The 24,939-nt window shown below is 54.2% G+C and carries 25 protein-coding genes; 17 read left to right on the top strand and 8 right to left on the bottom strand.

The window, feature by feature from the left end:
* The first annotated feature begins 2 nt into the window (after positions 1-2).
* Positions 3-2,264: a 5-methyltetrahydropteroyltriglutamate--homocysteine S-methyltransferase gene (gene metE / locus VGM55_RS02650; protein ID WP_331634495.1), complete on the top strand. Its 2,262-nt coding sequence runs from the start codon at positions 3-5 to the stop codon at positions 2,262-2,264.
* Between the two features lie 137 nt (positions 2,265-2,401).
* On the opposite strand, the gene VGM55_RS02655 is transcribed toward metE, so the two are convergent.
* The 4 genes from VGM55_RS02655 to VGM55_RS02670 all read right to left on the bottom strand — a co-directional run bounded on the left by VGM55_RS02655 (position 2,402) and on the right by VGM55_RS02670 (position 4,580).
* A complete protein-coding gene (locus VGM55_RS02655; protein WP_331634496.1) occupies positions 2,402-2,581 on the bottom strand; it encodes a hypothetical protein in 180 nt (59 codons plus the stop codon).
* Between the two features lie 113 nt (positions 2,582-2,694).
* Positions 2,695-3,048 carry a putative T6SS immunity periplasmic lipoprotein gene (locus VGM55_RS02660; RefSeq protein WP_331634497.1) on the bottom strand — a complete coding sequence of 118 codons (354 nt, stop codon included), beginning with the start codon at positions 3,046-3,048 and terminating at the stop codon, positions 2,695-2,697.
* Positions 3,045-3,596, bottom strand: a complete 552-nt coding sequence (locus tag VGM55_RS02665; RefSeq protein ID WP_331634498.1) for a type IV secretion protein Rhs — start codon at positions 3,594-3,596, stop codon at positions 3,045-3,047. The genes VGM55_RS02660 and VGM55_RS02665 overlap by 4 nt, the downstream gene beginning before the upstream one ends.
* Before the next feature lie 156 nt (positions 3,597-3,752).
* Entirely contained in the window at positions 3,753-4,580 is an 828-nt protein-coding gene (locus VGM55_RS02670; protein ID WP_331634500.1) for a dienelactone hydrolase family protein, read from the bottom strand.
* Positions 4,581-4,834: 254 nt separating this feature from the next.
* Here VGM55_RS02670 and udp point away from each other — a divergent pair, with 254 nt between their 5' ends.
* The 10 genes from udp (at position 4,835) to hemB (ending at position 13,819) form a co-directional block, all read left to right on the top strand.
* Positions 4,835-5,596 (top strand): uridine phosphorylase, encoded by a 762-nt coding sequence (gene udp / locus VGM55_RS02675; RefSeq protein WP_008455474.1) that lies wholly within the window; start codon positions 4,835-4,837, stop codon positions 5,594-5,596.
* 142 nt (positions 5,597-5,738) lie between these two features.
* Positions 5,739-7,172, top strand: coding sequence for a DNA recombination protein RmuC (gene rmuC / locus VGM55_RS02680; protein ID WP_331634501.1), 1,434 nt, complete (start codon positions 5,739-5,741; stop codon positions 7,170-7,172).
* Between the two features lie 91 nt (positions 7,173-7,263).
* On the top strand, positions 7,264-8,034 hold the full coding sequence (gene ubiE, locus VGM55_RS02685) for a bifunctional demethylmenaquinone methyltransferase/2-methoxy-6-polyprenyl-1,4-benzoquinol methylase UbiE (protein WP_154189469.1): 771 nt from the start codon (positions 7,264-7,266) through the stop codon (positions 8,032-8,034).
* Between the two features lie 13 nt (positions 8,035-8,047).
* The gene (gene ubiJ, locus VGM55_RS02690) at positions 8,048-8,653 is read left to right on the top strand and encodes a ubiquinone biosynthesis protein UbiJ (protein ID WP_331634502.1); all 606 of its coding nucleotides are present in this window, start codon (positions 8,048-8,050) and stop codon (positions 8,651-8,653) included.
* Positions 8,650-10,290 (top strand): ubiquinone biosynthesis regulatory protein kinase UbiB, encoded by a 1,641-nt coding sequence (ubiB, locus tag VGM55_RS02695; RefSeq protein WP_154189471.1) that lies wholly within the window; start codon positions 8,650-8,652, stop codon positions 10,288-10,290. Before ubiJ ends, ubiB begins: the two co-directional genes overlap by 4 nt.
* 77 nt (positions 10,291-10,367) lie before the next feature.
* Positions 10,368-10,622 (top strand): twin-arginine translocase TatA/TatE family subunit, encoded by a 255-nt coding sequence (tatA, locus tag VGM55_RS02700; protein ID WP_038476829.1) that lies wholly within the window; start codon positions 10,368-10,370, stop codon positions 10,620-10,622.
* A gap of 3 nt (positions 10,623-10,625) precedes the next feature.
* Entirely contained in the window at positions 10,626-11,171 is a 546-nt protein-coding gene (tatB, locus tag VGM55_RS02705; RefSeq protein ID WP_331634503.1) for a Sec-independent protein translocase protein TatB, read from the top strand.
* Between the two features lie 2 nt (positions 11,172-11,173).
* Positions 11,174-11,956, top strand: a complete 783-nt coding sequence (tatC, locus tag VGM55_RS02710; protein ID WP_061277786.1) for a Sec-independent protein translocase subunit TatC — start codon at positions 11,174-11,176, stop codon at positions 11,954-11,956.
* A 43-nt stretch (positions 11,957-11,999) separates the two neighbouring features.
* A complete protein-coding gene (gene tatD, locus VGM55_RS02715; RefSeq protein ID WP_154189473.1) occupies positions 12,000-12,800 on the top strand; it encodes a 3'-5' ssDNA/RNA exonuclease TatD in 801 nt (266 codons plus the stop codon).
* Positions 12,797-13,819: a porphobilinogen synthase gene (hemB, locus tag VGM55_RS02720; protein WP_154189474.1), complete on the top strand. Its 1,023-nt coding sequence runs from the start codon at positions 12,797-12,799 to the stop codon at positions 13,817-13,819. Before tatD ends, hemB begins: the two co-directional genes overlap by 4 nt.
* Positions 13,820-14,016: 197 nt before the next feature.
* Here the strand turns inward: hemB and rfaH are convergent, their stop codons facing one another.
* Complete coding sequence (rfaH, locus tag VGM55_RS02725; RefSeq protein ID WP_154189475.1) at positions 14,017-14,505, bottom strand: transcription/translation regulatory transformer protein RfaH; 489 nt, start codon at positions 14,503-14,505, stop codon at positions 14,017-14,019.
* A 179-nt stretch (positions 14,506-14,684) separates the two neighbouring features.
* Here rfaH and ubiD point away from each other — a divergent pair, with 179 nt between their 5' ends.
* Both ubiD and fre read left to right on the top strand, forming a co-directional pair.
* On the top strand, positions 14,685-16,178 hold the full coding sequence (gene ubiD / locus VGM55_RS02730) for a 4-hydroxy-3-polyprenylbenzoate decarboxylase (protein ID WP_331634510.1): 1,494 nt from the start codon (positions 14,685-14,687) through the stop codon (positions 16,176-16,178).
* 47 nt (positions 16,179-16,225) lie between these two features.
* Entirely contained in the window at positions 16,226-16,927 is a 702-nt protein-coding gene (fre, locus tag VGM55_RS02735; RefSeq protein WP_038476815.1) for an NAD(P)H-flavin reductase, read from the top strand.
* A 119-nt stretch (positions 16,928-17,046) separates the two neighbouring features.
* On the opposite strand, the gene fadA is transcribed toward fre, so the two are convergent.
* Both fadA and fadB read right to left on the bottom strand, forming a co-directional pair.
* Complete coding sequence (gene fadA / locus VGM55_RS02740; protein ID WP_331634504.1) at positions 17,047-18,210, bottom strand: acetyl-CoA C-acyltransferase FadA; 1,164 nt, start codon at positions 18,208-18,210, stop codon at positions 17,047-17,049.
* Positions 18,211-18,219: 9 nt separating this feature from the next.
* Positions 18,220-20,409: a fatty acid oxidation complex subunit alpha FadB gene (gene fadB / locus VGM55_RS02745; protein WP_331634505.1), complete on the bottom strand. Its 2,190-nt coding sequence runs from the start codon at positions 20,407-20,409 to the stop codon at positions 18,220-18,222.
* A 190-nt stretch (positions 20,410-20,599) separates the two neighbouring features.
* On the opposite strand from fadB, the gene pepQ reads away from it, so the two are divergent.
* From pepQ to hemG, 4 genes are read left to right on the top strand one after another with little or no spacing between them, the layout of a single operon-like run.
* The gene (pepQ, locus tag VGM55_RS02750) at positions 20,600-21,931 is read left to right on the top strand and encodes a Xaa-Pro dipeptidase (RefSeq protein ID WP_154189479.1); all 1,332 of its coding nucleotides are present in this window, start codon (positions 20,600-20,602) and stop codon (positions 21,929-21,931) included.
* A complete protein-coding gene (locus VGM55_RS02755) occupies positions 21,931-22,545 on the top strand; it encodes an IMPACT family protein (RefSeq protein WP_154189480.1) in 615 nt (204 codons plus the stop codon). The genes pepQ and VGM55_RS02755 overlap by 1 nt, the downstream gene beginning before the upstream one ends.
* Positions 22,546-22,586: 41 nt before the next feature.
* Positions 22,587-24,038 carry a Trk system potassium transporter TrkH gene (gene trkH, locus VGM55_RS02760; protein ID WP_154189481.1) on the top strand — a complete coding sequence of 484 codons (1,452 nt, stop codon included), beginning with the start codon at positions 22,587-22,589 and terminating at the stop codon, positions 24,036-24,038.
* Positions 24,039-24,049: 11 nt separating this feature from the next.
* Entirely contained in the window at positions 24,050-24,583 is a 534-nt protein-coding gene (gene hemG / locus VGM55_RS02765; RefSeq protein WP_331634506.1) for a menaquinone-dependent protoporphyrinogen IX dehydrogenase, read from the top strand.
* A gap of 36 nt (positions 24,584-24,619) precedes the next feature.
* Here the strand turns inward: hemG and VGM55_RS02770 are convergent.
* Positions 24,620-24,939, bottom strand: a 320-nt coding sequence (locus VGM55_RS02770) for a hypothetical protein (RefSeq protein WP_331634507.1), incomplete at its 5' end; no start/stop codon positions are given.

The raw sequence follows: 24,939 nt of genomic DNA on the forward strand, positions 1-24,939 counted from the left end.
CCATGACAATCCATAATCACACCCTGGGGTTCCCTCGCGTCGGCCTTAAGCGCGAGTTGAAAAAAGCACAGGAAAGCTACTGGGCAGGGAGTACCTCCCGTGAAGAATTACTGGCGGTTGGCCGCGAGCTGCGCGCCCGCCACTGGGACCAACAAAAACAGGCCGGCGTTGAATTACTGCCGGTGGGCGACTTTGCCTGGTACGACCATGTTCTGACCACCAGCCTGCTGCTCGGTAACGTGCCGGCTCGTCATCAGAACAAAGACGGCAGCGTCGATATCGATACGCTGTTCCGCATCGGTCGTGGTCGTGCGCCAACCGGCGAGCCTGCCGCCGCCGCAGAAATGACCAAATGGTTCAATACCAACTACCACTACATGGTGCCGGAATTTACCAAGGGTCAGCAGTTCAAACTGACCTGGACTCAGCTGCTGGAAGAAATCGACGAAGCGCTGGCGCTGGGCCACAAGGTGAAACCTGTCCTGCTGGGGCCGGTGACTTACCTGTGGCTGGGCAAAGTGAAGGGCGAGCAGTTTGACCGCCTGAGCCTGCTGAAAGACATTCTGCCGGTTTACCAGCAGGTTCTGGCCGAGCTGGCGAAACGCGGCGTTGAATGGGTGCAGATCGACGAGCCTGCGCTGGTTCTGGAGCTGCCAAAGGCGTGGCTTGATGCGTTCAAACCAGCTTACGACGCGTTGACCGGCCAGGTTAAGCTGTTGCTGACCACCTACTTTGAAGGCGTTGGCCCGAACCTGGAGACCATCACTGCGCTGCCGGTACAGGGCCTGCACGTAGACTTTGTTCACGGCAAAGATGATGTGAAAGAGATTCATCAGAAGCTGCCTGCAAACTGGCTGCTGTCTGCGGGCGTGATCAACGGCCGTAACGTATGGCGTGCCGACCTGACTGAGAAATATGCTCAACTGAAAGACCTGGGGGGTAAACGTGAGCTGTGGGTAGCCTCTTCCTGCTCCCTGCTGCACAGCCCAATTGACCTGAGCGTAGAGACTCGTCTGGATGCTGAAGTTAAAAGCTGGTTTGCCTTTGCCCTGCAGAAGTGTGCCGAGCTGTCCTTACTGACCGAAGCGCTGAACAGCGGCGATACTGCGAAAATTGCCGAATGGAGTGCGCCGATTCAGGCTCGCCGTCAGTCTAAGCGCGTGCACAATGCCGCAGTGGGCGAACGCCTGGCGAAAATCACCGCGCAGGACAGCCAGCGCCAGAGTTCCTATACCGCGCGTGCGGCGGCACAGCGTGAACGTTTCAATCTGCCGGCGTGGCCAACGACGACCATCGGCTCCTTCCCGCAAACGACCGAAATCCGTGGCCTGCGCCTGGACTTCAAGAAAGGGAAGCTGGATGCCAACAACTACCGCACCGGCATCGCCGAACACATTAAACAGGCGATTGCCGAGCAGGAGCGTCTGGGCCTGGACGTGCTGGTGCACGGCGAAGCCGAGCGTAACGACATGGTGGAATACTTCGGCGAGCATCTGGATGGTTTCGTCTTTACTCAGAACGGTTGGGTGCAAAGCTACGGTTCTCGCTGTGTGAAGCCGCCGATTGTTATTGGCGATATCAGTCGCCCTGAGCCGATCACCGTTGAGTGGGCGAAATACGCGCAGTCTCTTACCGACAAACCGGTTAAAGGTATGCTGACGGGCCCGGTGACAATTCTTTGCTGGTCCTTCCCGCGCGAAGATGTTTCCCGTGAGACTATCGCGAAGCAGATTGCTCTGGCCCTGCGTGATGAAGTGGCGGATTTGGAAGCCGCAGGTATCGGTATCATCCAGATTGATGAACCCGCTCTGCGTGAAGGTTTACCGCTGCGTCAGTCCGACTGGCAGGCTTATCTGGCGTGGGGCGTTGAGGCCTTCCGCCTGAACGCCGCCGTGGTGCGTGACGACACCCAGATCCACACCCATATGTGCTACTGCGAATTCAACGACATCATGGACTCTATCGCGGCGTTGGATGCAGACGTGATAACCATCGAGACCTCTCGTTCCGATATGGATCTGCTGGAGTCGTTCAAAGAGTTCGAATACCCGAACGAAATCGGGCCGGGCGTGTACGACATCCATTCCCCAAACGTTCCAGATGTTGAGTGGATTGAAGCGCTACTGAAGAAAGCCGCGGAGTCCGTACCGGCAGAGCGCCTGTGGGTTAACCCGGATTGCGGCCTGAAAACGCGCGGATGGCCAGAAACTCGTGCGGCGTTGGCGAACATGGTCCAGGCGGCACAGAACCTGCGTAGTGCTTGATGCTAGTCACGGAGGCGAGAGTCTCCGTCTTTTCACAGGGTAGCTGGTTACTCCCATACGCTGTTGCGATTCTTTATGCCGGGAATATCAAAATATACTGGAGCTGCTGACTGTTGGGGGGCCGACAAAAAGGCAATTTATGAGGCGCTTAGTGAGTGGCTAAAGTAGCCAATCACTGCGGTAGTGATTCGTTTTTGCTGCTGTTGGCGATTGTAGCCAACCGGGCGACTCCAGTCATCGTCATATTTAATATTCCCGTCGATGTAAAACCACTCGATAATAAGTTTACCAGTACTTGAACAAGTCACCTGGTACATGCTCTAACCGCTATTCATGATTTCTATCGCGTCCTCACGGCCCAACGACAGGCAACTGCCTTTAATTTGTTGCCCGTTCTCATCGTAAATGTACACGTAGGTTGGTAATGACATTATCGCTCTCCTGCTTTTGTGCTTAGTATTTTTCCGTTTTTGTCGATAAAAAAATTGTAGCGGTAGTTCTCTCCGTTCAGCGTGTATGACGTCGCATAGATGTAGCCCGGTGTCAGCGGCACTTTTAGGCAGGATTCAGGATAGGAGAGCGTTACACGCGACCTCTCCGCTAATATCTTGTAGTCTCTGCCCTGTTCTGAATAGATGCCGTAGCGGCTTAGGACGTCAGACTTATTGACGGAGAAGCAAAGTAAATCGTGCATGATGAGAAAACTACGCCACGGGGGCACCCGGTCTCCTGCGCCACATCCAGCCAGCGTGGACAAGACAGAGATGAGTAATAATCGTTTCAATGCGGAAACCTCCCCAGCACCTTCTCATAGCGGGCCATGAGGCTAAGGGTAGACTCAGAAGGATCGTAATCTTTGAGGCGATACAAATCCGAGCGATTGCCGAATACATACGTTTTAAGCAGCCAATAATCAGTGACCATTGCAGCTTGCTGCTCCAACCCGTAGTCTAAAAGAGAGGCTTTATCTAGCGTGTAGTTGTAATCGACAGCCCAAGAGAACAAGCCTCGCATTCTCACCATCATTCCCTTCTGGTGCTGCCAGACATGCATCATTTCATGTAAAAATAGATGTTGTCCGCCCACGCGATCATTATTTAAATACGGGTGCGAAAAATAAGGTTCATAAGTTCCTTCCTGAAAGTAAAATTCGCCGTTTGGTGACATGGCATAATTGTTATTTTGTAGATTAAACGGTAGGTAGCTGCTGCGGTGGATCCAAACTTCGTTATAGCGGAGGGTGAAAGCGTAGAGTGTGCGGGCCAGGTTAACCTCACCGAGCGTTAACCTTCTTAACCCGCCTCGATCTATATCGTTCATTTCCCGTATCATGCGAGACCTCATCCATTGGTCAAAACTTCGTCATACTCCTTAAATTAATTTTACTCGTGGAAAATTGCGAGAAATATCTGAATCAGTCAAAAATGTGACGTAGCCGCCTATACCACGGCCCGTCATAGTGTGCAGGCCACAGGCATCCGACAGGCGTTATTTCCTCACGCCATACCGCTTAAACCAGGCCAGCATCCTTTCCCAGCCGTCTTTGGCCGACTCTTCATGATAACTCGGGCGGTAATCTGCGTTAAAAGCATGGCCGGCTTCCGGGTAGACAATGATTTCCGCATTGGCATTTGCCGCTCGCAGCGCCTGGCGCATCGTCTCGACGCTTTCCTGAGAAATCCCGGTATCCTGGCCGCCATATAGGCCGAGCACCGGGGCATTAAGGTTGACGGCGATATCTACGGGATGATGCGGAGAGTTTAATGTTTTGTCTCCTACCAGCTTGCCGTACCACGCCACCGCGGCTTTAAGCTGTGGATTGTGCGCGGCATACAGCCAGGCAATGCGCCCGCCCCAGCAAAAACCGGTCACCATCAGGCGATGCGCGTCGCCTCCGTTACGGGAAGCCCAACTGGCCACATGGTCAAGGTCGCCCAGTATCTGATTGTCCGGCACTTTTGAAACCAGCCCGCTCAGCAACGTTGGGATATCGGCGAAGTCTCCCGGTTCGCCCTGGCGAAAGTAAAGTTCTGGCGCGATGGCCAGATACCCTTCAAGCGCCAGTCGGCGGCAAAGATCGCGGATATGTTCATGTACGCCAAAAATCTCCTGAACGACGATAACCACAGGAAGCGGCCCATCGGCATTTTTAGGCCGCGCGTGATAAGCCGGCATATTGTCGCCCTGGCTTGGAATGGACGTTTCCCCGGAAACAATGGCATCGTCCGGTGTTAACACGGTGGTGGAAGCGATGGGTGAGGCCGCCGGTGCGAAGCCTTCGCCCGGTGTGTTATGTGTTGTTTGCTTTTGTTTCATGGTTTTCTCCGAACCAGCATTAGCGCAGTGTGATAACTATAGCCAGGATTAGTAACAAATCTGGTCGCCAAAAAACGCAGATGAAGTTCAAAAAATAGCCCGATCGATTTGTATATGTGACTTTGGTCACTTATATGAATACGGATAATGTAATTTGTTTCATTCAAAGTGAGCGTCATCACGAAATTATGCTCAGGGGTTCTGTAAAGTGTCGCTTTGCTTCTCCTGAAACCTACTCAACAGAGGAGTTTGTTATGTCCAAGTCTGATGTTTTCCATCTCGGCCTCACTAAAAATGACCTGCAAGGGGCTACGCTCGCCATCGTCCCTGGCGATCCTGAGCGTGTGGAAAAAATCGCCGCGCTGATGGACAAGCCGGTTAAGCTGGCTTCCCATCGTGAATTCACTTCCTGGCGTGCTGAGCTGGACGGTAAGCCGGTTATCATCTGCTCTACCGGCATCGGTGGCCCCTCTACTTCTATTGCGGTTGAAGAACTGGCGCAGCTTGGCATCCGTACTTTCCTGCGCGTCGGGACTACCGGGGCGATTCAGCCGAACATCAACGTGGGCGACGTGCTGGTGACTACCGCATCCGTTCGCCTTGACGGGGCCAGCCTGCACTTCGCGCCAATGGAATATCCGGCTGTAGCAGACTTCGCTTGTACCACCGCGCTGGTCGAGGCGGCAAAAGCCGTAGGCGCCACGACCCACATTGGCGTAACCGCCTCTTCAGACACCTTCTACCCGGGGCAGGAGCGTTACGACACGCTGTCCGGCCGCGTCGTTAGCCGCTTCAAGGGCTCGATGAAAGAGTGGCAGGAGATGGGCGTGATGAACTATGAAATGGAATCCGCCACGCTGCTGACCATGTGCTCCAGCCAGGGCCTGCGTGCGGGTATGGTTGCCGGGGTTATCGTGAACCGTACCCAGCAAGAGATCCCTAACGCGGAAACCATGAAGAAAACGGAAAGCCACGCGGTGAAAATCGTGGTCGAGGCGGCCCGTCGCCTGCTGTAGTTTTCCCTGTTTTCAATTCGAAGCCGGCGCTCGCCGGCTTTTTTTATGCTTTGCGTAGCGCCTTCCGGAAAATTCCTTTTCATCTGGACATTTATACAGCAGAATTTTATCTTGCCGCTGTTGGTATCGTTTTGGGGGAAGCATGGATATTTCACTGTTGTTTGGGCTGGGCATTGGGCTGGTGGGCTTACTGACCGGCTGGCTTATTGCCAGCCTGCGTGCGGCTCAGCGGCTGGCGGCTTTGCACGAAGAACAGCGTGAAATCTACGGGGAGCTTGCCGCCGCGCGCCAGGAGCTTCAGCAAAGTCAGCACTGGCGGGAAGAGTGCGAGCAGCTTAACCGTGAAGTCCGCACCCAGATGGAAATCAATAGCGGGCAGGAGGCGGATATCCGTGAACTGACCACCCTGTTGGAGCAAACCCGGCTCAATGCCGAAGACAAGCATCGTCAAATGCTCAACAGCGAGCAGCGCCTGAACGAGCAGTTTGAGAATCTGGCAAACCGTATTTTTGAGCAGAGCGGGCGTAAGGTGGAAGAGCAGAACCGCCAAAGCCTGAATGTGCTCCTTTCGCCACTTCGCGAACAGCTCGACGGCTTCCGTCGCCAGGTCCAGGAGAGTTTTGGCCAGGAGGCGCGCGAGCGCCATACGCTAACGCACGAAATCCGCAACCTGCAGCAGCTCAACGCCCATATGGCGCAAGAGGCGCTGAACCTCACCAAAGCGCTGAAGGGTGACAACAAAACCCAGGGTAACTGGGGGGAAGTGGTGTTAACCCGCGTGCTTGAAGCTTCTGGCCTGCGCGAAGGTCATGAATACCAGACTCAGGTGAACATCCAGCTTGAAAACAACAGCCGTATGCAGCCGGACGTCATTGTTCGCCTGCCGCAGGGCAAAGACGTTGTTATCGACGCGAAAATGACGCTGGTGGCCTATGAGCGCTACTTCAACGGTGAAGATGAACTCACGCGTGAAAGCGCGCTGAATGAGCATATTGCCGCTATCCGCAGCCATATTCGCCTTCTGGGCCGTAAGGATTACCAGCAACTGCCGGGCCTGCGTTCGCTGGACTACGTGCTGATGTTCATCCCGGTTGAACCCGCCTTCTTGCTGGCAATCGACCGCCAGCCCGAGCTGATTAGTGAAGCGCTGAAAAACAACATTATGCTGGTGAGCCCGACGACGCTGCTAGTGGCGCTGCGTACCATTGCCAATTTGTGGCGCTATGAGCATCAAAGCCGTAACGCCCAGCAAATCGCCGAGCGCGCTGGGCGTCTGTACGACAAAATGCGCCTGTTCGTGGATGATATGTCCGCGATTGGCCAAAGCCTCGATAAGGCACAAGATAACTACCGCCAGGCGATGAAAAAGCTTTCGTCGGGGCGTGGAAATATTCTGGTTCAGGCTGAGGCATTTCGCGGGCTTGGGGTAGAAGTGAAGCGTGAGATTAATCCAGATCTGGTCGAACGTGCTCATCAGGAAGATGAAGATGATTCCGCACGGCTGGGCCACGAGAGCGCAGAATCAGCGCCTGAATTTGATGAATTTGCTTCACAACGTTCAGGAGAAGGGCGTTGAGCTAAGGTTTAGCCGCACGGTTGAATCATAGGGCTTTCGCGCCCATTCTGTTACACTTCCCGAACATTTTCTTGATTAAGCAGGCATTGAGATGGTTGATGAATCCCAGGAGTCCGGATCCCAGGAAACAACGCACTTTGGCTTCCGTACCGTAGCAAAAGAGCAGAAGGTCGATATGGTGGCGAACGTGTTCCACTCTGTTGCGGCGAAGTACGACGTAATGAACGACCTGATGTCTTTTGGTATCCACCGGTTGTGGAAACGTTACACGATTGACTGTAGCGGCGTACGTCGCGGCCAGCGCGTGCTGGACCTTGCGGGCGGCACGGGCGATCTGACGGCGAAATTCTCTCGCCTGGTGGGTGAAACCGGTGAAGTGGTGCTGGCGGACATCAATGACTCAATGCTGAAAATGGGGCGCGAAAAGCTACGCAACATCGGCATTGTTGGGAACGTGAGATACGTGCAGGCCAACGCCGAAGCGCTGCCGTTCCCCGATAACACCTTTGACTGCATCACCATTTCATTTGGCCTGCGCAATGTCACAGATAAAGACGCCGCGCTGCGCTCAATGTTCCGCGTCCTCAAGCCTGGTGGCCGCCTGCTGGTGCTTGAGTTTTCCAAACCGGCTTTCGAGCCGTTGAACAAAGCCTACGACGCCTACTCCTTCCACATTTTGCCGCGCATTGGTGAAATGGTGGCTCAGGATGGCGAAAGCTACCGCTACCTGGCAGAATCCATCCGCATGCATCCGGATCAGGAGACGCTAAAAGGGATGATGGAAGACGCAGGGTTTGAAAACACCACCTATTACAATATGACCGGTGGGATCGTCGCCCTGCACCGTGGCTATAAATTTTAACCAGGGAGTCGCGATGCCATTTATGCCGCTTATGACTGCCGGAATTGAAGGTGTGTTGAACACCTTCCTCTGGCGCGACCGTAGTCTGAAATCTGCGCGTCAGCGCCTGCAGGGCAAAACGCTACGTGTTAGCCTGAAAGAGTTTTCCGCACCGCTGGTGCTGGTGTTCAGTGAACAGCATCTGGATGTCCTGAGCCAGTGGGAAGGTGAGGCGGACTGTAATGTTACGACGCGCATTGGTGTATTACCAAAGCTGCGGGACCGCCAGCAGCTCACTGCGCTTATCCGTAGCGGCGAGCTGGAAGTCGAAGGTGACATTCAGGTTGTACAAAATCTGGCATCCCTGATGGATCTCGCGGAGTTTGACCCGGCAGAATTACTGGCGCCTTATATTGGTGATATTGCCTCGGAAAGCATCAGTAAAGTCGTTCGCAGCGGGGGGAGCCTGTTGAAAAAAGGATTTATCCGCAATCAGCAGTACCTCGGCGAAGCGCTCACTGAAGAGTGGCGCGTTGCTCCTGGTTCACTGGAGGTGGCTTGGTTTGCAGAGGAAACCGAAGCGCTCGCTCGCTCGGTGGCCACGCTCAGCGACCGGTTGGATAAGCTGGAGGGCAAATGACGCCAGGAGAACTTCGTCGCCTTTATTTCATTGTCCGTACCTTCCTCAGCTATGGCCTCGATGAGTTAATCCCTAAAATTCGTATTACGCTGCCGCTGCGCATTTGGCGGCGCTGTCTGTTCTGGATGCCTAACCGTCATCGTGAGAAGCCATTGGGGGAACGTCTTCGCCTTGCGCTGCAGGAACTGGGGCCGGTATGGATTAAATTCGGCCAGATGCTTTCCACCCGCCGGGATCTCTTCCCGCCGGTGATTGCCGATCAGCTGGCGATGCTGCAGGACAGAGTTGCGCCTTTTGACGGTGCGCTGGCGAAAAAGCAAATTGAGCTGGCGATGGGCGGCATCCCGGTTGAAAGCTGGTTCGATGACTTTGAAATCAAACCTCTGGCCTCTGCATCTATCGCTCAGGTGCACACCGCCCGGCTGAAAGCGAGCGGCAAAGAGGTCGTGATTAAGGTTATTCGGCCGGACATCCTTCCGGTGATTAAGGCTGATATGAAGCTCATCTATCGCCTTGCCCGCTGGGTGCCTCGTTTGCTGCCTGATGGTCGTCGTTTACGTCCGCTGGAAGTGGTGCGTGAGTACGAAAAGACGCTGATTGACGAGCTAAACCTGCTGCGTGAAGCTGCCAATGCCATCCAGCTACGTCGCAACTTTGAAAACAGCCCGATGCTATATGTGCCGGAAGTTTATTCGGACTATTGCAGTGAAAATATGATGGTGATGGAACGAATTTACGGTATTCCCGTGTCCGACACCGTCGCGCTGGAAGCTCAGGGCACAAATATGAAGCTTCTTGCCGAGCGTGGCGTGCAGGTCTTCTTTACGCAGGTCTTCCGCGACAGTTTCTTCCATGCCGATATGCACCCGGGCAATATTTTCGTGAGCTACGATCGCCCGGAAGATCCGCAATACATTGGCATCGACTGCGGCATTGTGGGCTCACTGAACAAAGACGATAAGCGCTATCTGGCAGAAAACTTTATCGCCTTCTTCAACCGTGACTACCGCAAAGTCGCCGAGCTGCATGTGGATTCCGGCTGGGTACCGCCGGACACTAACGTCGAAGAGTTTGAGTTTGCCATTCGCACCGTCTGCGAGCCTATTTTCGAGAAGCCGCTGGCTGAAATCTCCTTCGGCCACGTGCTGCTGAACCTGTTTAATACCGCGCGCCGTTTCAATATGGAAGTGCAGCCACAGCTGGTTTTACTGCAAAAGACCCTTTTATACGTCGAAGGGGTTGGTCGTCAGCTCTATCCGCAGCTTGATTTGTGGAAAACGGCGAAACCTTTCCTTGAAAGTTGGATCAAAGATCAGGTTGGTATCCCTGCCCTGGTTCGAGCTTTTAAAGAAAAAGCCCCCTTCTGGGTGGAAAAAATGCCGGAATTGCCGGAACTGGTGTACAACAGTTTGCGCCAGGGCAAGCAATTACAGCAGAGCGTTGATAAAATTCAGCGCGACCTGCAAGTTCATCACGTGCGGCAGGGACAGTCGCGTTATCTGTTCGGCATGGGTGCCACGCTCATATTGAGTGGCACGCTGCTGCTGATCAACAAACCTGAGTGGGACTTTATGCCTGCCTGGTTGATGGCGGGTGGAATCGTTGTTTGGCTCATTGGCTGGCGGCGTACTGCCTGAACTTTAATCGGAATTAACGGGTGATTGCCGTATAATAGCGGTTCTCATTGCCTTAACATCTTTATTCAGGAGTAGGTATGGGCATCAGTTGGCCACAATTGCTAATCATTGTCGTTATCGTTGTTTTATTGTTTGGCACCAAGAAGCTGGGCTCTTTAGGTTCAGATCTTGGGGCGTCCATTAAAGGCTTCAAAAAAGCCATGGGTGACGATGACAGTAAAGAGAAAGAAAAGGGTGAGAAGGATGCTGATTTCACAGCGAAATCCCTCTCTGAAAAACCGAGCGACGTGAAAAAAGACGAAGCGAAAAGCAACGACAAAGAGCAGGTATAAACCGTGTTCGACATTGGTTTCGGCGAACTGCTGCTGGTGTTTGTGATTGGCCTGATTGTTCTGGGCCCGCAGCGCTTACCGGTGGCGGTAAAAACAGTTGTTGGTTGGGTACGCGCGCTGCGCTCTCTCGCCACCACGGTGCAGAACGAACTCGCTCAGGAACTGAAGCTGCAGGAGCTGCAGGACAGCCTGAAAAAGGTCGAGAAAGCCAGTATGGATAATTTGACGCCAGAACTAAAGGCGTCAATGGACGAACTGCGCCAGGCCGCCGAGTCGATGAAACGTTCGTATACCCAGAACGATCCCGAAAAGAACAGTGACGAGGCGCATACCATCCATAACCCTCTGGTGAAGGATGAGCTGCAAAGCCATGAAGGCGTGACGCCTGCCAGCGCTGCGCATCAGGCCAGCTCGCCTGATGTCGCTCCTCAGGAACAAGCCGCCTCGCAGGGGGGGGGACCGGAACCTGTTATTGAACAGCAGGTGAAACCCGCGTCTGAAGCTGCACCCGTCACGACCTCAACGCAATCTCCGAGTGAAAAATCGTAACCATGGCTGTTGAAGATACCCAACCGCTCATCAGCCACCTGATTGAGCTGCGTAAGCGCCTGCTGAACAGCATGATCGCCGTGCTGGTAATTTTCCTGGCGCTGGTTTATTTCGCCAACGACATCTATCAGGTAGTCTCTGCACCGCTGATAAAACACATGCCGTTGGGGTCAACGATGATTGCGACCGATGTCGCATCACCGTTTTTTACGCCGATTAAATTAACGATTTACGTTTCGGTGTTCCTGGCAGCGCCGGTCATTCTCTACCAGATTTGGGCCTTTATCGCGCCTGCGCTGTACAAGCATGAGCGTAAAATGGTGATGCCGCTGCTGTTCTCCAGCACGCTGCTATTTTATATCGGCATTGCTTTTGCTTACTTTGTTGTCTTCCCGCTCGCGTTTGGCTTCCTGACGAAAACCGCGCCAATAGGGGTGGTGGTGTCAACGGATATAACGAAATATCTCGACTTCGTGATGTCGCTCTTTATGGCCTTTGGCGTGGCGTTTGAAGTGCCCGTCGCCATTATTCTGCTGTGCTGGATGGGCGTGACGACACCGGAGTCGCTGAAACAGAAACGTCCTTATATTCTGGTGGGCGCTTTTGTTGTCGGCATGCTGTTGACGCCGCCGGATGTTTTCTCGCAAACCCTTCTGGCGGTGCCAATGTACTGCCTGTTTGAGGTTGGCGTCTTCTTCTCCCGCTTCTACGTCGGTAAAGGGCGTAATGGCGATGAAGATGATGAGTCTGAACCTGAAGAAACGCGCTCTGAAAAAGAGCAGTAACTAAATAACCGCCCTCAGGGGCGGTTGTCGTTTGGAGGGTGAGATGTTTGATATTGGCGTGAATCTAACCAGTTCGCAATTCGCGAAAGACCATGCGGAAGTGGTCACGCGAGCGTGGCAGGCTGGCCTGAGCGGCATGATGTTGACCGGTACCAACCTCCATGAAAGTGAACACGCGTTGCTCATGGCGCAGCAGTATGACAACTGCTGGTCGACGGCGGGGGTACATCCGCACTATGCCAGCCAGTGGAATGACGCAACAGCGGACGCCATCCGCCAGTTAGCCGCAGCACCTCAGGTCGTCGCCATAGGCGAATGCGGCCTTGATTTTAACCGCAACTTTTCTACCCCGGCCGAGCAGGAACGCGCTTTTACCGCGCAGTTGGCGTTGGCCGCTGAGCTAATGATGCCTGTATTTTTACACTGTCGCGATGCACATGAGCGTTTCCTGGCACTATTGGATCCATGGCTTGAGCAACTGCCTGGCGTGGTGCTGCACTGTTTTACCGGCACTGAAGCCGAAGCGCGCGACTGCCTGCTGCGCGGACTGTTTATCGGCATTACCGGCTGGGTTTGCGATGAGCGTCGCGGGCTGGCCTTAAAAGAGTTACTTCCGGTAATTCCCGCTCAGCAGTTGCTGCTGGAAACCGATGCACCCTATTTGTTGCCCCGGGATCTACAACCAAAACCTGCGTCCCGCCGCAACGAACCCTGTTATCTGCCCCATATCCTGAATAAGGTAGCTGAATGGCGAGGTGAAGACCCGGCCTGGCTTGCGCAGGTAACAGATGACAACGCTCGTCGGTTATTCCGACTGGGTTTTAATCAGGAGAAAGTTAAATGAGCTATGCATTTCCCGGTACGTTTCCCGGTCGTCGTATGCGTCGCGTACGCCGCCATGACTTCAGCCGCCGCCTTGTGGCTGAAAACCAACTCACGGTAAACGACCTCATCTACCCTGTGTTTGTCATGGAAGGCCACAACCAGCAGCAGGAAGTGCCGTCAATGCCGGGCGTTTATCGCATGACTATCGATCGGCTGCTGAAAGAAGCAGAGGCGGTCGCGAAGCTGGGTGTGCCGGTGCTCTCTTTGTTCCCGGTTATCGAAAGCGATGGTAAATCTCTGCATGCAGAGGAAGCATATAACCCTAACGGGCTGGTGCAGCGTGCCGTGCGTGCACTTAAAGATGCGGTTCCTGAGCTTGGCTTGCTGACCGACGTCGCGTTGGATCCGTATACCACGCACGGCCAGGACGGCGTTATTGATGCCGATGGTTATGTTATGAACGACGTGACACGCGAAATTCTGGTTCGCCAGGCGTTATCTCATGCTGAAGCTGGCGCAGAAATCGTTGCGCCCAGCGACATGATGGACGGACGTATTGGCGCGATCCGCGATCATCTGGAAGCGGATGGCTTCGTGAATACCCAGATTATGTCTTATGCGGCAAAATACGCTTCCTGCTACTACGGACCGTTCCGTGATGCAATTGGTTCATCGGGTAACCTGAAAGGTGGCAACAAGAAGACTTATCAGATGGACCCTGCCAACAGCGATGAAGCGCTGCAGGAAGTGGCGCAGGACCTGCAGGAAGGGGCTGATATGGTGATGGTGAAACCAGGGATGCCTTACCTTGACGTTGTTCGTCGGGTGAAAGATACCTTTGGCGTACCGACCTTTGCCTACCAGGTGTCCGGTGAATATGCCATGCACATGGCGGCTATTCAGAACGGCTGGCTGGCAGAGAAACCTGCAATTATGGAATCGCTGATGTGCTTTAAGCGTGCCGGAGCCGATGGCGTGCTGACGTATTTCTCAAAACGTGTCGCCCAGTGGCTGCACGACGAGCAGATGCAGCGCTAGTCGCATTGACGTTATTCAAAGGCCAGCATTTGCTGGCCTTTCAGGTTCTGACGCGGTCCATTATCCTTAAAAGCCGTAACCCAGGCCTGATAAAAACAATGAATGATGTTCTCTGGTTTGCCCCAAACAGCTGAAAACCGCGTTTTCCGCTGTTTGTCACCAAACTAAAAAGGCCAGCATTTGCTGGCCTTTTTGTATTAAACCTTACGGAAGTCGGTATTCCTGACGCTTTGCCGCACCTGCTTGTTCAATAAATTAAGCAGTAACATTGAGCGCGCTTCACCGTCTGGCTCGGCGAAGATTGCCTGGAGCCCTTCGAAGGCGCCTTCGGTGATGACCACGTTGTCACCCGCATAAGGTGTCTCAGGATCGGTGATATTCTCATCCTGGTAGTGCACCAGTTCGCCAATCACCTTCTCCGGAACCGTTGCCGGCTGGGCGCCGAAGCGCACGAAATGACTGACGCCACGAGTTGAATGGATTGTGGTGGTATGAATGAATTCCGGGTCGAACTTAACAAACATATAATTAGGGAACAGGGGCTCACTGACCGTAGTTCTTTTGCCACGCACTATTTTTTCCAGCGCGATCATTGGCGTAAGGCAATTTACCGTCTGGCGCTCAAGATGTTCTTTTGCGCGCAGTAATTGGCCACGTTTACAGTACAGAAGATACCAGGATTCCATAATTTCTCTTTTCATCCGCTTGAGCACGTCAGAATACCAAAACGACTTCCCCAGAGATAGACAGCTTCAGTATAACCAGGTCCGGGATGGGAGTAGGCGGCCAGCTTCACGCTAATTTAACAAAAATACAGCATGGCGGCAGTGAAGTCCGTATAATGGTGGCAAAATCCGACGTCATGATAAATTGCATGAAATACCACGACCTACGCGAATTTCTTGCGCTGCTAGAGCAGCAGGGCGAACTCAAACGTATCGCATTGCCCGTCGATCCGAATCTGGAAATGACCGAAATTGCCGATCGCACTCTGCGAGCCGGTGGCCCGGCGCTGCTGTTTGAAAATCCGAAAGGCTACACCATGCCGGTGCTGTGCAACCTGTTTGGAACGCCGAAACGCGTGGCAATGGGCATGGGGCAGGAGGATGTCACCGCCTTACGTGAAGTCGGAAAACTGCTGGCTTTCCTCAAAGAGCCGGAGCCACCAAAAGGTTTTCGTGACCTGTTTGATAAGCTGCCGCAGTTTAAACAAGTTCTGAATATGCCAACCAAACGTCTGCGTAACGCGCCTTGTCAGGAGCAGATTTGGGAAGGTGATGAAGTCGACCTGAATCGTATTCCAATTATGCGTTGCTGGCCGGAGGACGTCGCTCCGCTGATTACCTGGGGCCTAACGGTGACCCGTGGCCCGCATAAAGAGCGCCAAAATCTGGGTATTTACCGCCAGCAGCTGATTGGCAAGAATAAGCTCATTATGCGCTGGTTATCCCACCGTGGTGGTGCCCTTGACTTCCAGGAGTGGTGTGAGGCTCACCCGGGCGAACGTTTTCCTGTTTCCGTAGCGTTGGGCGCCGACCCGGCAACCATTCTTGGTGCCGTGACGCCGGTGCCTGACACGCTTTCAGAATACGCCTTTGCCGGGCTGTTGCGTGGCACAAAAACCGAGGTCGTTAAGTGTATCTCCAACGATCTTGAGGTGCCAGCGGGCGCGGAAATCGTTCTCGAAGGCTACATTGAGCCTGGCGAAATGGCGCCGGAAGGTCCTTACGGTGACCACACGGGTTACTACAATGAAGTCGACAGCTTCCCGGTGTTTACCGTGACTCACGTTACCCAGCGGCAGGATGCGATTTATCATTCAACGTATACCGGTCGCCCGCCGGATGAACCAGCGGTGCTGGGCGTCGCGCTCAATGAAGTGCTGGTGCCTATCCTGCAAAAGCAGTTCCCGGAAATTATCGATTTCTACCTGCCGCCGGAAGGGTGTTCATACCGGCTGGCGGTGGTGACGATTAAAAAGCAGTACGCCGGGCATGCTAAGCGAGTGATGATGGGCGTGTGGTCCTTCCTGCGCCAGTTTATGTACACCAAATTCGTTATCGTGTGCGATGACGATGTGAATGCGCGCGACTGGAACGATGTTATCTGGGCGATCACTACTCGCATGGATCCGTCCCGTGATACGGTACTGGTGGATAACACACCGATAGACTATCTGGACTTTGCCTCCCCGGTTTCCGGGTTGGGCTCTAAAATGGGACTGGACGCCACCAATAAATGGCCGGGCGAAACCCAGCGTGAATGGGGGCGCCCAATCAAGAAAGATGTTGAGGTATGCGCGCGTATTGATGCAATCTGGGATGAACTGGCTATTTTTGATAACGACAAAGGCGCCTGAGCGGCGACCTTTACGGTTTAGCATTATTGACCCGACAGAGGGGACGCATGACAACCTTAAGCTGTAAAGTGAACTCGGTAGAAGCGATAACCGACACGGTGTATCGCGTTCGATTGCTGCCGGAAGGCGATTTCTCATTCCAGGCCGGGCAGTATTTGATGGTGGTGATGGACGAGCGGGATAAGCGCCCGTTCTCTATGGCATCCACGCCGAGCGAGCATGAGTTCATTGAGCTGCACATCGGTGCCTCAGAGCTCAACCTCTACGCCATGGCGGTCATGGACCGTATTCTGAAAGAGCAGGAAATTGTGGTTGATATGCCACACGGCGATGCCTGGCTGCGTGAAGATGAAGACCGCCCGCTCATTCTGATTGCCGGGGGAACGGGGTTCTCTTACGTTCGCTCCATTCTGCTGACGGCGCTGGCGCGTAATCCGCAGCGTGAAATTGCCATTTACTGGGGCGGTCGTGAAGAGAAGCATCTTTACGATCTGGCCGAGCTTGAAGGGCTGACCTTACAGCACCAGAATCTCCGTGTTGAAGCCGTGGTTGAGCAGCCGGAAGAAGGCTGGCGCGGGCGTAGCGGGACAGTACTGACCGCCGTTATGCAGGATTACAGTTCACTGAGCGGGCACGATATTTATATCGCCGGCCGTTTCGAAATGGCGAAAATCGCCCGTGACCTGTTCTGCAACGAGCGCGGTGCACTGGTTGATCACATGTTCGGCGACGCGTTCTCCTTTATCTAAGGCCGTCCGTCGTCAGAATAAGCCACCGCATCGTCGGTGGTTTTTTTATGCCGAATAAATAAAAAAACCCGCCCCTGACAGGCGGGAAACACGGCAACTAAACCCAGTTTCGTTTTTTATTAAACGCGTTCAAATACGGTCGCGATGCCCTGACCCAGACCGATACACATCGTGGCCAGGCCAAACTGCGCGTCGCGTCGCTCCATCAGGTTGATAAGCGTGGTGCTGATGCGTGAGCCGGAGCAGCCAAGCGGGTGACCCAGCGCGATCGCGCCACCGTTCAGGTTGATCTTCTCGTCGATCTTATCCATCAGCCCCAGATCTTTAATACACGGCAGGATCTGAGCGGCAAACGCTTCGTTCATTTCAAACAGGTCGATATCCTGAGCCGTCAGGCCTGCTTTTTTCAGCGCCAGCCTTGATGCCGGAACCGGACCGTAGCCCATGATGGACGGATCGCAGCCGACGACGGCCATAGAACGCACGCGAGCGCGGATTTTCAGGCCCAGTTCTTTGGCGCGAGATTCACTCATCAGCAGCATTGCGGATGCGCCATCGGACAGCGCAGACGATGTGCCTGCGGTTACGGTGCCGTTGACCGGGTCGAAAGCGGGTTTCAGCGCCGCCAGGCCTTCAACCGTGGTTTCCGGGCGAATGACTTCGTCGAAGTCATAGCGCTTCAGAACGCCGTCGGCATCGTGACCGCTGGTAGGCATAATCTCGGCTTTAAAGTGTCCGGCTTCCGTTGCGGCCCAGGCTCGTTGATGCGAGCGAGCGGCAAACTGATCCTGCATTTCACGGCTGATGCCGTGCAGGCGGGAGAGCATTTCAGCCGTCAGGCCCATCATGCCGGCGGCTTTTGCCACGTTGCGGCTCAGGCCTGGATGAAAGTCAATGCCGTGGCTCATCGGCACGTGGCCCATGTGCTCCACGCCACCAATCAGGCAAGCATGCGCGTCACCGGTTTGAATCATGCGTGCGGCATCGTGCAGCGCCTGCATTGACGATCCGCAAAGACGGTTCACCGTGGTGGCCGGGACCGAATGAGGGATTTCCGCCAGCAGCGACGCGTTGCGTGCAATATTGAAGCCCTGCTCCAGCGTTTGCTGCACGCAGCCCCAGTAAATATCATCCAGCGCTGCGGCTTCGAGTGCCGGGTTGCGGGACAGAATGCTGCGCATCAGGTGCGCCGACAGATCCTCCGCGCGAACGTTGCGGAACGCGCCGCCTTTAGAGCGGCCCATCGGCGTACGGATGGCATCAACGATAACAACCTTTTCCATAATCACTCCTCAGGCGCTTTTCAGGTCACTGGCCGAGCGGGCGGGCTCAACCGGTGGATAGTATGGCTCATTGCGTGATGCTTTGGCCTTCAGGCCTTCAGGCACGACGTACAGTGGGCCGAGGTTTTGGTACTGCTGCGCCATATCGAAATATTTCGCGCTGCCCAGCGTATCCAGCCAGCGGAAGGCACCGCTGTGGAACGGAGGGAAACCGAGGCCATAAACCAGCGCCATATCGGCTTCCGCCGGGCTGGCAATCACGCCTTCTTCGAGGCAACGAACGACTTCGTTGACCATCGGGATCATCATGCGGGCGATAATTTCTTCGTCACTAAAGTTACGCTTCGGCTGGCTGACTTCTGCCAGCAGGCTATCGACAGCTTCGTCCTGCTCTTTGCGCGGTTTGCCTTTGCTGTCTTCTTTAAAGCGGTAGAAGCCCTGCTGGGTTTTCTGGCCGTAGCGCCCGGCATCGAACAGAACGTCGATCGCGTCGCGGTAATCTTTGCTCATGCGCTGCGGGAAGCCTGCGGCCATCACTGCCTGAGCGTGATGGGCCGTATCAATCCCGACCACGTCCAGCAGGTAAGCCGGGCCCATTGGCCAGCCGAACTGTTTTTCCATCACTTTATCAATCTGGCGGAAGTCTGCGCCGTCGCGCAGCAGTTGGCTAAAGCCTGCGAAGTAGGGGAACAGCACGCGGTTCACAAAGAATCCCGGGCAGTCGTTTACCACGATAGGCGTTTTGCCCATTTTGCTCGCCCACGCCACCACTTTGGCAATCGTCACGTCCGAGGTTTTTTCCCCGCGAATGACTTCAACCAGCGGCATCCGGTGAACCGGGTTAAAGAAGTGCATGCCGCAGAAGTTTTCCGGGCGTTTCAGCACGCTTGCCAGTTCGCTAATAGGGATAGTAGAGGTGTTGGAAGCCAGTACGGCGTCAGGACGAACCTTATCTTCTGTTTCTGCCAGTACCGCTTTTTTCACTTTCGGGTTTTCAACAACGGCTTCAACAACGACGTCGACACGGTCAAACCCTGCATACTCCAGCGTTGGCTGGATGGTTGAGATAACCTGCGCCAGCTTCATGCCGTCAATTTTGCCGCGCTCGAGTTGTTTGTTCAGCAGCTTGCTGGCTTCATTAATCCCCAACGCCAGCGATTTCTCATTAATGTCCTTCATTAATACCGGCACGCCTTTCCAGGCGGACTGATAAGCAATCCCGCCGCCCATAATGCCTGCGCCGAGTACGGCCGCGTGTTTAGGCGTTTCGATATCTTTAGTGAGCTTTTTCGCCTGACCTTTAACAAACTGATCGTTCAGGAAGATACCGACCAGCGCGCGGGCTTCATTGGAGCGAGCCAACGGTACAAAGCTTTGGGTTTCCAGCTTCAGAGCTTCATCGCGACCAAGGCCAGCGGCGGCTTCAATCGTTTTTACCGCGGTCATCGGGGCCGGATAATGTTTACCGGCGATCTGCGCCACCATGCCTTTGGCAATGGTGAAGCTCATACCGGCTTCAATTTTGCTCAGTTTCAGCGGCTGCAGTTTCGGCTCGCGCTTAGCCTGCCAGTCCAGTTCGCCTTTGATTGCCTGACGCAGAATCGCCAGCGCACCGTCGCGCAGCTTTTCGGTTTTCACTACACCGTCGACCAGGCCCAGCTTTTGCGCTTCTGCCGCACCGACGTCTTTGCCTGCGGTAATAATTTCAAGCGCGCTATCTGCGCCCAACAAACGTGGCAGGCGAACGGAACCGCCGAAGCCAGGCATAATGCCTAATTTGGTTTCCGGCAGGCCAATGCGGGCATCTGCTGTGGCGAGGCGGTAATCCGTCGCCAGTACGCATTCGCATCCGCCGCCCAGCGCATAGCCATTCACGGCTGCGATGGTCGGGACCGGCAGATCTTCCAGGCGGTTAAACACGCTGTTGGCGAACTGCAGCCAGTGGGTCAGCTGTTCGGCAGGGACCAGGAACAGCGAGAGGAATTCGGTAATGTCGGCGCCAACGATAAAGGCGGACTTGCTGGAGCTCAGCAGCAGGCCTTTGAGGTTCGGCTGCTTTTCAAGCACGGCCAGCGCTTCGCCGAGGCTGGCGACGGTCGCCGTATCCAGCTTGTTGACGGAGCCGGGGGCATCAAACACCAGTTCGGCGATGCCGTCTTCCAGCCAGTCGAGATGTAGGGTTTCACCTTGGTAGAGCATGTCAGTCTCCTGAATCCAGCAATGGGATCTGGTCGTACCAGATGAGGCGGAGTGTGGAATTGATGTTAACGAAATGCAAATTTCTCTTTAAATATTTGCAAACTCGATCACAGGCGGCGGAAATAACTCGACGGTTTGTGCGGTATGCTAAGATGCGTGGCGAACAGGTACAAAAACAGAAGGATAAATTATGGAATCACTGGCCGCGCTTTACAAAGATCATGTGGCAACGCTACAGGAGCGTACCCGCAACGTTCTGGCGCGTTTTAACCTTGATGCATTACTTATTCACTCCGGGGAGCTGTTCAACGTCTTCCTTGATGACCATGCCTATCCGTTTAAAGTTAACCCGCAGTTTAAGGCGTGGGTGCCGGTCACTCAGGTACCAAACTGCTGGCTGCTGGTGGACGGCGTGAATAAGCCGAAGCTGTGGTTCTATTTGCCGGTGGATTACTGGCATAACGTAGAGCCGCTGCCGGAATCCTTCTGGACCGATGATATTGAAGTGATAGCGCTGCCAAAAGCCGACGGCATTGGTAGCCAACTGCCTGCCGCTCGCGGCAATATCGGCTACATTGGCCCGGTGCCAGAGCGCGCTTTGCAGCTAGATATCACGCCAGCCAATATCAACCCGAAAGGGGTTATCGATTACCTGCATTACTATCGCGCCTATAAAACGGACTACGAACTGTCCTGCATGCGTGAAGCGCAGAAAACGGCGGTCGTGGGCCATCGTGCTGCGCATGAAGCTTTCCTGTCCGGTATGAGCGAGTTCGATATTAACATCGCTTATCTGACGGCAACCGGCCACCGCGATACTGACGTGCCTTATGGCAATATCGTAGCGCTCAATGAGCATGCCTCGGTGCTGCACTACACCAAGCTGGATCACCGCGTACCTGCCGAAATCCGCAGTTTCCTGCTGGATGCCGGGGCAGAATATAACGGCTATGCCGCCGACCTGACCCGCACCTGGACCACCCACGGTGACAGCGACTTTGCTCACCTGATTAAAGATGTCAACGAAGAGCAACTGGCGCTTATTGACACCATGAAGTCCGGCGTGCGCTACACCGACTACCACATCCAGTTCCATCAGCGGCTGGCTAAGCTGCTGCACCGCCACAAGCTGGTGAACGACATCAGTGAAGAGGCGATGCTGGAAGCCGGGATCACCACGCCGTTCATGCCTCACGGCATCGGGCATCCGCTGGGCCTGCAGGTTCATGACGTAGCCGGGTTTATGCAGGACGATACCGGGACGCATCTGGCAGCGCCTTCCCAGCATCCTTATCTACGCTGTACCCGTGTGCTGGAACCTCGCATGGTGCTGACCATCGAGCCTGGCCTGTACTTCATTGAATCGTTGCTGGCACCGTGGCGTGAAGGGCAATACAGCAAGCACTTCGACTGGAAGCGCATTGAAGCCCTGAAGCCGTTTGGCGGCATTCGTATTGAAGATAACGTCGTTATCTATGAAAACAGCACCGAAAACATGACGCGTAACCTGAAGCTCGCGTAATGGAAAGCTGGCCAATCCCCGCAGAGCCCGTCACGGTTAGCGAGGAGATTAAGAAAAGCCGCTTCATTACCCTTGTCGCTCATACGGACGGGGTAATAGCGGCTAAAGCGTTTGTTGAGAAGGTCCGGGCTGAACACCCGGACGCCCGGCACCACTGCTGGGCGTGGGTCGCCGGAGCGCCGGATGACTCGCAGCAGCTCGGTTTCTCGGATGACGGCGAACCTGCCGGCACCGCAGGGAAACCCATGCTGGCTCAGTTGATGGGTAAAGGCATTGGTGAAATCACGGCGGTTGTAGTGCGCTATTATGGCGGGGTGAAGCTGGGCACGGGTGGCCTGGTGAAAGCCTACGGCGGCGGCGTACAGCTGGCGTTAAACCAGCTTCCGACAGTGCTCAAAGTGCCGTTAACCGAATATACTTTGCAGTGCGACTATTCGCAGCTGGCGGGTGTGGAAGCGCTGCTCAAGCAAAGCGATGGTCTTATCGTGGAAAGCGACTTCCAGGTTGCCGTTGATTTGCACGTAGCGTTGCCGCAAACCCAGGTGGTAGCCTTCAGCGCCAGGCTGAGTGATTTTAGCCGCGGTGCATTGCATTTATTGCCGTTTGAACAATAATCCCACCTCGTTATTTATAGATATTTAAGGAAGCGGCTGAAATGCATTTTCGCGCCATAACCCGAATCGTTGGTCTGTTGGTTATCCTCTTTTCCGGAACCATGATACTCCCCGGCTTAGTGGCTCTAATCTATCGCGATGGTGCCGGCCGTGCCTTTACCCAAACGTTTTTCGTTGCTCTGACAATAGGCTCCCTGCTGTGGTGGCCTAACCGCAGAGAGAAGGGGGAGCTGAAGCCGAGGGAAGGATTTCTGATAGTCGTTCTGTTCTGGACCGTGCTGGGGAGCGTGGGGGCACTGCCTTTTGTCTTCGCCGAGCGGCCGAATCTGACGGTTACCGATGCTTTCTTTGAATCCTTCTCCGGGCTGACAACTACCGGAGCAACCACGCTGGTAGGGCTTGACTCCTTACCTCACGCCATTCTTTTCTATCGCCAAATGCTGCAGTGGTTTGGCGGGATGGGGATCATCGTGCTGGCTGTTGCGATACTGCCTATTCTTGGCGTCGGGGGAATGCAGCTTTATCGGGCAGAAATGCCGGGGCCGCTAAAAGACAATAAAATGCGCCCGCGTATTGCCGAAACGGCAAAGACGCTGTGGCTTATCTATGTTCTGCTGACGGTTGCTTGTGCGCTGGCGCTTTGGTTTGCGGGTATGCCAGCATTCGATGCTATCGGGCACAGCTTCTCCACTATCGCGATTGGCGGCTTCTCTACCCATGATGCCAGCGTTGGCTACTTCAATAGCCCAACAATCAATACCATCATCGCTATCTTTCTGCTGATTTCTGGGTGTAACTACGGTTTGCACTTCTCTTTGCTCAGCGGGCGGAGCCTGAAAGTGTATTGGCGCGACCCTGAATTCCGTATGTTCATCGGCGTGCAGCTAACGCTAGTATTGGTTTGCACGCTGGTGCTCTGGTTCCACAATACTTACCAGTCTGCCCTGCAGACGCTCAACCAGGCCTTCTTCCAGGTCGTTTCGATGGCAACAACTGCGGGTTTTACCACAGACAGCATTGCCCGTTGGCCGCTATTCTTACCGGTACTGCTGCTCTGCTCTGCATTTATCGGTGGTTGTGCAGGGTCTACCGGTGGCGGCCTGAAAGTTATTCGTATCCTGCTGCTGTTTAAACAAGGGAACCGTGAGCTAAAACGCCTGGTACACCCGAACGCGGTTTATAGCATCAAGCTTGGGAACCGTGCGTTGCCGGAACGTATCCTCGAAGCCGTATGGGGATTCTTCTCTGCTTATGCGCTGGTATTTATCGTCAGTATGCTGGCCATCATTGCGACCGGCGTCGATGACTTCTCGGCTTTTGCTTCCGTTGCGGCAACGCTCAATAACCTCGGCCCAGGTCTTGGTGTAGTGGCGGATAACTTTGCCAGTATGAATCCTGTCGCCAAATGGATCCTGATCGTGAATATGCTGTTTGGCCGTCTTGAAGTCTTCACCCTATTAGTACTGTTCACGCCAACCTTCTGGCGCGAGTAACCGGAGCCTGTGTGAAAACCCTAATTCTGTTTTCGACCCGAGATGGTCAAACTCGTGAAATTGCTTCCTATATAGCTTCTGAGCTGAAAGAGCTGGGCATTGAGAGTGATGTAGTGAATCTTCATCGCTGCGAAGATATCGCCTGGGCTAACTACGACCGGGTAGTGATCGGGGCTTCTATCCGCTACGGGCATTTCCATGCTTCTGTCGATACATTTGTGAAGAAGCACCAGCAGCAGCTGAATGAGCGAGCCAGCGCTTTCTTCTCGGTAAACCTGGTTGCGCGTAAACCGGAGAAGCGTTCTCCTCAAACTAACGCCTATACACGTAAGTTCTTGCTTAACTCAGTGTGGCGTCCCGATCACTGCGCGGTATTTGCTGGGGCACTACGCTACCCGCGCTATGGTTGGCTGGACCGCTTCATGATCCGTTTAATTATGAAAATGACCGATGGCGAAACCGATACGAGTAAAGAAGTGGTTTACACCGATTGGCAGCAGGTGACCCGGTTTGCCCATGAAATTGAGCAGTTAAGCATCAAATAGTGTTGTAAATAAGCGGGTTGGCGAAAAAGAATGCGGTCAGAAAGTTTTTTTAAATAAACGCTTGTCACCGCCGAAGAACTCCCTATAATGCGCCTCCACTGACACGGAACAACGGCTTGCAAAGCGGCGTGTCAGGCGAAGTGAAGCGAAAAATAAATGCTTGACTACGCAGCGGGAAAGCGTAATATGCACAGCCCGCGCTACTGAGAAAGTAGCACTGCTCTTTAACAATTTATCAGACAATCTGTGTGGGCACTCGCAGGATTGATATCTCAGCATCTTCGGATGCAACAAAATATCAAGTCTTGAAGAGTGACTACTGATTTTATAAACAGTTTTAATTCTTTGAGCATCAA

The organism is Cedecea sp., assembly GCF_036500665.1.
Classification (GTDB): Bacteria; Pseudomonadota; Gammaproteobacteria; order Enterobacterales; family Enterobacteriaceae; genus Cedecea.

Excerpts from the sequence above, each read along its gene's own strand:
- tatA (WP_038476829.1), top strand. The coding sequence starts at position 10,368 with ATGGGCATCAGTTGGCCACAATTGCTAATCATTGTCGTTATCGTTGTT.
- VGM55_RS02670 (WP_331634500.1), bottom strand. The coding sequence starts at position 4,580 with ATGAAACAAAAGCAAACAACACATAACACACCGGGCGAAGGCTTCGCA.
- ubiE (WP_154189469.1), top strand. The coding sequence starts at position 7,264 with ATGGTTGATGAATCCCAGGAGTCCGGATCCCAGGAAACAACGCACTTT.
- hemB (WP_154189474.1), top strand. The coding sequence starts at position 12,797 with ATGAGCTATGCATTTCCCGGTACGTTTCCCGGTCGTCGTATGCGTCGC.
- tatC (WP_061277786.1), top strand. The coding sequence starts at position 11,174 with ATGGCTGTTGAAGATACCCAACCGCTCATCAGCCACCTGATTGAGCTG.
- ubiJ (WP_331634502.1), top strand. The coding sequence starts at position 8,048 with ATGCCATTTATGCCGCTTATGACTGCCGGAATTGAAGGTGTGTTGAAC.
- metE (WP_331634495.1), top strand. The coding sequence starts at position 3 with ATGACAATCCATAATCACACCCTGGGGTTCCCTCGCGTCGGCCTTAAG.
- ubiB (WP_154189471.1), top strand. The coding sequence starts at position 8,650 with ATGACGCCAGGAGAACTTCGTCGCCTTTATTTCATTGTCCGTACCTTC.
- pepQ (WP_154189479.1), top strand. The coding sequence starts at position 20,600 with ATGGAATCACTGGCCGCGCTTTACAAAGATCATGTGGCAACGCTACAG.
- rfaH (WP_154189475.1), bottom strand. The coding sequence starts at position 14,505 with ATGGAATCCTGGTATCTTCTGTACTGTAAACGTGGCCAATTACTGCGC.
- trkH (WP_154189481.1), top strand. The coding sequence starts at position 22,587 with ATGCATTTTCGCGCCATAACCCGAATCGTTGGTCTGTTGGTTATCCTC.
- VGM55_RS02655 (WP_331634496.1), bottom strand. The coding sequence starts at position 2,581 with ATGTACCAGGTGACTTGTTCAAGTACTGGTAAACTTATTATCGAGTGG.
- VGM55_RS02755 (WP_154189480.1), top strand. The coding sequence starts at position 21,931 with ATGGAAAGCTGGCCAATCCCCGCAGAGCCCGTCACGGTTAGCGAGGAG.
- fre (WP_038476815.1), top strand. The coding sequence starts at position 16,226 with ATGACAACCTTAAGCTGTAAAGTGAACTCGGTAGAAGCGATAACCGAC.
- rmuC (WP_331634501.1), top strand. The coding sequence starts at position 5,739 with ATGGATATTTCACTGTTGTTTGGGCTGGGCATTGGGCTGGTGGGCTTA.
- fadB (WP_331634505.1), bottom strand. The coding sequence starts at position 20,409 with ATGCTCTACCAAGGTGAAACCCTACATCTCGACTGGCTGGAAGACGGC.
- fadA (WP_331634504.1), bottom strand. The coding sequence starts at position 18,210 with ATGGAAAAGGTTGTTATCGTTGATGCCATCCGTACGCCGATGGGCCGC.
- VGM55_RS02665 (WP_331634498.1), bottom strand. The coding sequence starts at position 3,596 with ATGATACGGGAAATGAACGATATAGATCGAGGCGGGTTAAGAAGGTTA.
- udp (WP_008455474.1), top strand. The coding sequence starts at position 4,835 with ATGTCCAAGTCTGATGTTTTCCATCTCGGCCTCACTAAAAATGACCTG.
- tatD (WP_154189473.1), top strand. The coding sequence starts at position 12,000 with ATGTTTGATATTGGCGTGAATCTAACCAGTTCGCAATTCGCGAAAGAC.